This window comes from Phenylobacterium sp. (assembly GCF_020253645.1).
GTDB lineage: Bacteria > Pseudomonadota > Alphaproteobacteria > Caulobacterales > Caulobacteraceae > Phenylobacterium.
This window is the reverse complement of sequence record NZ_JADCBG010000193.1, coordinates 1-4,059: the sequence shown is the minus strand read 5'-3', so window position 1 is coordinate 4,059 and position 4,059 is coordinate 1. Positions and strand designations below refer to the sequence as shown.

The following is a 4,059-nucleotide window of genomic DNA, read 5'->3' as shown; positions in this document are numbered from 1 at the left end:
TCCCGGAGGAGGCCGGAAACATCCGCGCCTGGTTTGAGCGCACCAAGGCCCGGCCGAGCGCGGCGGCCTGAGGCGGGTCGGTCGACCCCTCCCGCAGCGGACGCTGCGGCGGGGGTCGCCGGCGGACCACGTTCCCGCGCCTCCTTGAGTCTGTCGTAGGCGCGGTCGCCTTTCCTACGCGCAACCGCCGGGGTGGCCGGGACAAGGACAAGGGTGGATGTGCTTATGCAGGGGGCGAGTCGACCCGTCCCCGGACCCAGAGCTGGCGCCTGCCCCGCAGGACGGCCAGCTGAGGCCTCGCCTGTGCTGTCGCGTGAGCCCGCCTGTTGCCTAGAGGCGGCTGGTGCGGGCGGTCGGTGTCGAACCGACACTCCTTTCGGAACCGGATTTTGAGTCCGGCGCGTCTGCCAATTCCGCCACGCCCGCTGATCCTTTCCGGTGATACTCCCTGTCCAGAAGACCTGCATCCGTTTTCTGCCGGGCTTGCGCCAAGGCGCGAGTGGGGCCAGACGAAAACACTTCGCATCTTACCTTCCGACCTGGAGGCGGCCCCATGTCCAACCACGCCTCAAAGATGGACGACGGAACTTCCTTTCGCCTGGGTGAGGCGCGCCCCGGCGACCGGGGGGTCATTCTCCGGGTTCTCGCCCCGACTCTTCAGGCCGCAAGTGCGCTCGACCCTCATGAGCTCGAGCTTCGACTTCTGGAATTCGGCTTTGTCGAGGGTGCGCATGTCGAGGTGCTGCACGAGGGTCTTCTGGGCGGCGATCCGATCGCCGTGAAGGTCGACGACATGCGGGTCGCCCTCCGTCGGGAAGAGGCGATGAACGTCATTCTGACGCCGGAGGCGTCGTGACCGAGTCGGCCATCGCCACCTTCGCCCTGGTCGGAAATCCCAATTGCGGAAAGACGGCGCTGTTCAACGCCCTGACTGGCGGCCGTCAGAAGGTGGCGAACTACGCCGGCGTGACAGTTGAGCGTAAGGAGGGCCAGGTCCTGCTGCCGGACGGTCGGCGGATCCGGCTGGTGGACCTGCCGGGGACCTATTCCCTGAGGGCCCGGTCTCCTGACGAGGCGATCACCCGGGATGCGGTCCTGGGCCGTCTCAAGGACGAGCCTGCGCCCGACGTGATCCTCTGCGTCGCGGACGCGACGAACCTGGGCCTCGTCCTGCGGCTGGCCCTCGAACTGAAGGCGACCGGCCGGCCGGTCGTCCTTGTCCTGAACATGATTGATATCGCCGAAAGGCAGGGAGTCGTCATCGACATTCAGGCCCTTTCAGAAGGCCTCGGGGCGCCTGTCGCCGCCACCGTGGCCACCCGCAAGCGCGGCCTGCAGCCGCTGCTGGAGATCGCCGCAGCCCAGATCGGCCGGGGTGCAGGAGAGGGTGGCCCGAACGCTTCCTGGCGCGAGCCGTCAACCGCTGATGTCCGGGCCGCACACCGCCGCGCGAGGGACCTGATGCGCGCGACGGTTCGCCCGCCAAGTCGGCCAGACACCTTCACAGGACGGCTGGACGACGTGCTGCTGCACCCTCTCGGCGGAGTCCTGGTTCTTCTGGGCGTGCTGTTCCTCATGTTTCAGGCGGTCTTCACCTGGGCGGCCCCTGCGCAGGATCTCATTGAGGCGGGCTTCCTCGCCCTGGGGTCGGCCTCCGCCGCCGTCCTGCCCGCCGGATGGATGACCGGCCTTGTGGTCGACGGCCTGATCGCAGGCGTCGGGTCCGTCCTGATCTTCCTGCCCCAGATCCTGATCCTGTTCCTCTTCATTCTCCTGCTGGAAGACTCTGGCTACATGTCCAGAGCGGCCTTCCTGATGGACCGGATCATGGGGGGGGCGGGCCTTCACGGCCGGGCCTTCATCCCCCTTCTCTCCAGCTTCGCGTGCGCGGTCCCGGGCATCATGTCCACCCGGGTGATCGACAGCCGGCGAGACCGGCTGACGACGATCCTGACCGCGCCCCTGATGACCTGCTCGGCGCGGATTCCGGTCTACACCCTCATCATAGCGGCCCTGATCCCGGACGTGAGGATCGGGGGCTTTCTAAGTCTCCAGGGCCTGGTCATGTTCGGCCTCTATGCAGCGGGCATCCTTTCGGCCCTGGCGGTCGCCTTCGTGATCCGAAGGGTCTTCTGGCGGGGCGGCGGGGAGCCCTTCATGATGCAGCTTCCGGACTACAAGCTCCCGGAACCCGGAAATCTGGCCCGTGAACTCGGGCAGAAGGCTTGGGCATTCATCAGCCGGGCGGGTCGGGTGATCCTTCCCCTGATGGTTCTGGTCTGGGTCCTCTCCACCTGGCCCGCCCCCCCGCAGGGCGCCGAGGGCCCGCCGATCTCCTACAGTGCGGCGGGTCAGCTTGGCCGGTGGCTGGAGCCTGTCTTCGCACCGATCGGGTTCAGTTGGGAGATGGTCGTGGCCCTGATCCCGGGGATGGCCGCGCGTGAAGTCGCCGTCGCGGCGCTGGGCGCGATCTACGCCGTCGGCGGCGAAGAGGGCGCCCTTGCGGAGATCCTCGCACGGCAATGGTCCCTGGCCTCGGGACTCGCCTTCCTGGCCTGGTATGTGTTCGCACCCCAGTGCGTGGCGACTCTTGCAGTCGTTCGGAGAGAGACGGGCGGGTGGCTCTGGCCGCTCGTGATGTTCGCCTACATGCTGGGCCTCGCCTACGGCGGCGCCTTCCTCGTGTTCCAGGGCGCGCGCCTCCTCGGCGGGGGCTGAAGAACGCCGCCTGCCACGACACCGCCACGACGCCGATGCGGGAGGCCTGACACCCCTTGGAGGCTGGAGCGTTTCGAGGGATAAGGCCGGCATGATGGCCCTCGTCCAGAGCCTCAGGGATCGCCTTCCCGGCGCATGGCCGGCTCTGGCCCTCGCGGCCAGCGTGGTCATGTTGGCCACCGCCCATGGCTTTGAACGGCTGGGCGGATACGCGCCCTGCCTCCTCTGCCTGCAGCAAAGACAGGTCTATTGGGTAGCCGCAGGCCTCGCGTTTGCGGGCGCTCTTTGGCTCCGGCATCCTCGGGGTGCGGGATTGAGGCCCTGGCTGGCCCTCGCCCTGGCCGCCGTGTTTATCTTCGGGGCCGCCCTGGCCGCCTACCATGCGGGAGTCGAGTGGAAGTGGTGGCCAGGCCCCGGGGCCTGTGCCGGGGGCGGCGCGTCGGTCGCGGATCTCGACCTGAGCGGCTTGCTTGACGGCAGCCTCAGGGTCAAGCCGCCAGCCTGCGACGAGGCCGCCTGGCGCCTGCTGGGCCTTTCCATGGCGGGCTGGAACGCCCTCATCTCCCTTGCCCTGGCGGCGACAGGCCTGCTGGCCTGGATGTGCGAAAGGAGACGTTGATGTCGCAGTCGCCTCGACGACCTGGCGCGGGCGCGGGCGCCGCCCGCCTGGCGGAAATCCTGAGGGTGGACCATGCGGGTGAACTGGGGGCGGTCCACATCTACCGGGGACAGAGAGCCGTCCTGGGCGGCGCTCCCGGCCGGGAGAGGATTGCCGGTCAACTTGAGGAGATGGAAGCCCACGAGGCCCGTCATCTGGCCCGGTTCGAGACCCTCCTGGCCGAGCGGGGAGTTCGGCCCACCCTACTGACCCCGCTCTGGAGACTGGCTGGCTTCGCCCTTGGCGCTGGTACGGCCCTGATGGGCGAGAAGGCCGCGCACGCCTGCACGGAAGCCGTGGAGACCGTCATCGGCGAACACTATGCGAACCAGGTCAGGGAACTGTCACCGTGCCAGCCTGACCTCGCCGCAGAGCTGTCCGAGTTTCAGGCTGAGGAGCTGGCTCACCGGGATCTCGCCGTCGAGGAAGGGGCTCGCGACGCGCCCGGCTATCCTCTCCTGGCGGCCGTCATCCGTGCAGGCTGCAGGACCGCGATCCGGATCAGCGAGAAGATCTGACGGAACCAGGCCCGCTACGGGTCCAGTTCGACGTCCCAGTAGAGATAGTCCATCCACGACTCGTGCAGATGATGGGGCGGAAACCGCCGCCCCTGTTCCTGGAGGCGCCAGGTGGTCGGGCGCACAGGCCGGCGCCTGAGGGACATCTGGGCCTCCTCCGGGGTG

The 4,059-nt window shown here is 68.3% G+C and carries 4 protein-coding genes, 1 tRNA gene and 1 pseudogene; 4 read left to right on the top strand and 2 right to left on the bottom strand.

Annotation, left to right across the window (positions count from 1 at the left end):
- Window positions 1-341: 341 nt before the first annotated feature.
- A tRNA-Leu gene (locus INE98_RS12765) sits at window positions 342-426 on the bottom strand.
- Between the two features lie 148 nt (window positions 427-574).
- On the opposite strand from INE98_RS12765, the gene INE98_RS12760 reads away from it, so the two are divergent.
- The 4 genes from INE98_RS12760 to INE98_RS12745 all read left to right on the top strand — a co-directional run bounded on the left by INE98_RS12760 (window position 575) and on the right by INE98_RS12745 (window position 3,894).
- Window positions 575-856 carry a FeoA family protein gene (locus INE98_RS12760; protein WP_293539319.1) on the top strand — a complete coding sequence of 94 codons (282 nt, stop codon included), beginning with the start codon at window positions 575-577 and terminating at the stop codon, window positions 854-856.
- On the top strand, window positions 853-2,718 hold the full coding sequence (locus INE98_RS12755; protein ID WP_293539318.1) for a ferrous iron transporter B: 1,866 nt from the start codon (window positions 853-855) through the stop codon (window positions 2,716-2,718). Before INE98_RS12760 ends, INE98_RS12755 begins: the two co-directional genes overlap by 4 nt.
- A 91-nt stretch (window positions 2,719-2,809) precedes the next feature.
- Complete coding sequence (locus tag INE98_RS12750; protein ID WP_293539316.1) at window positions 2,810-3,337, top strand: disulfide bond formation protein B; 528 nt, start codon at window positions 2,810-2,812, stop codon at window positions 3,335-3,337.
- Window positions 3,337-3,894 (top strand): demethoxyubiquinone hydroxylase family protein, encoded by a 558-nt coding sequence (locus INE98_RS12745; protein ID WP_293539315.1) that lies wholly within the window; start codon window positions 3,337-3,339, stop codon window positions 3,892-3,894. The genes INE98_RS12750 and INE98_RS12745 overlap by 1 nt, the downstream gene beginning before the upstream one ends.
- 14 nt (window positions 3,895-3,908) lie before the next feature.
- Here INE98_RS12745 and INE98_RS12740 read toward each other — a convergent pair.
- A pseudogene (locus INE98_RS12740) lies at window positions 3,909-4,059 on the bottom strand (HNH endonuclease); the annotation flags it as partial.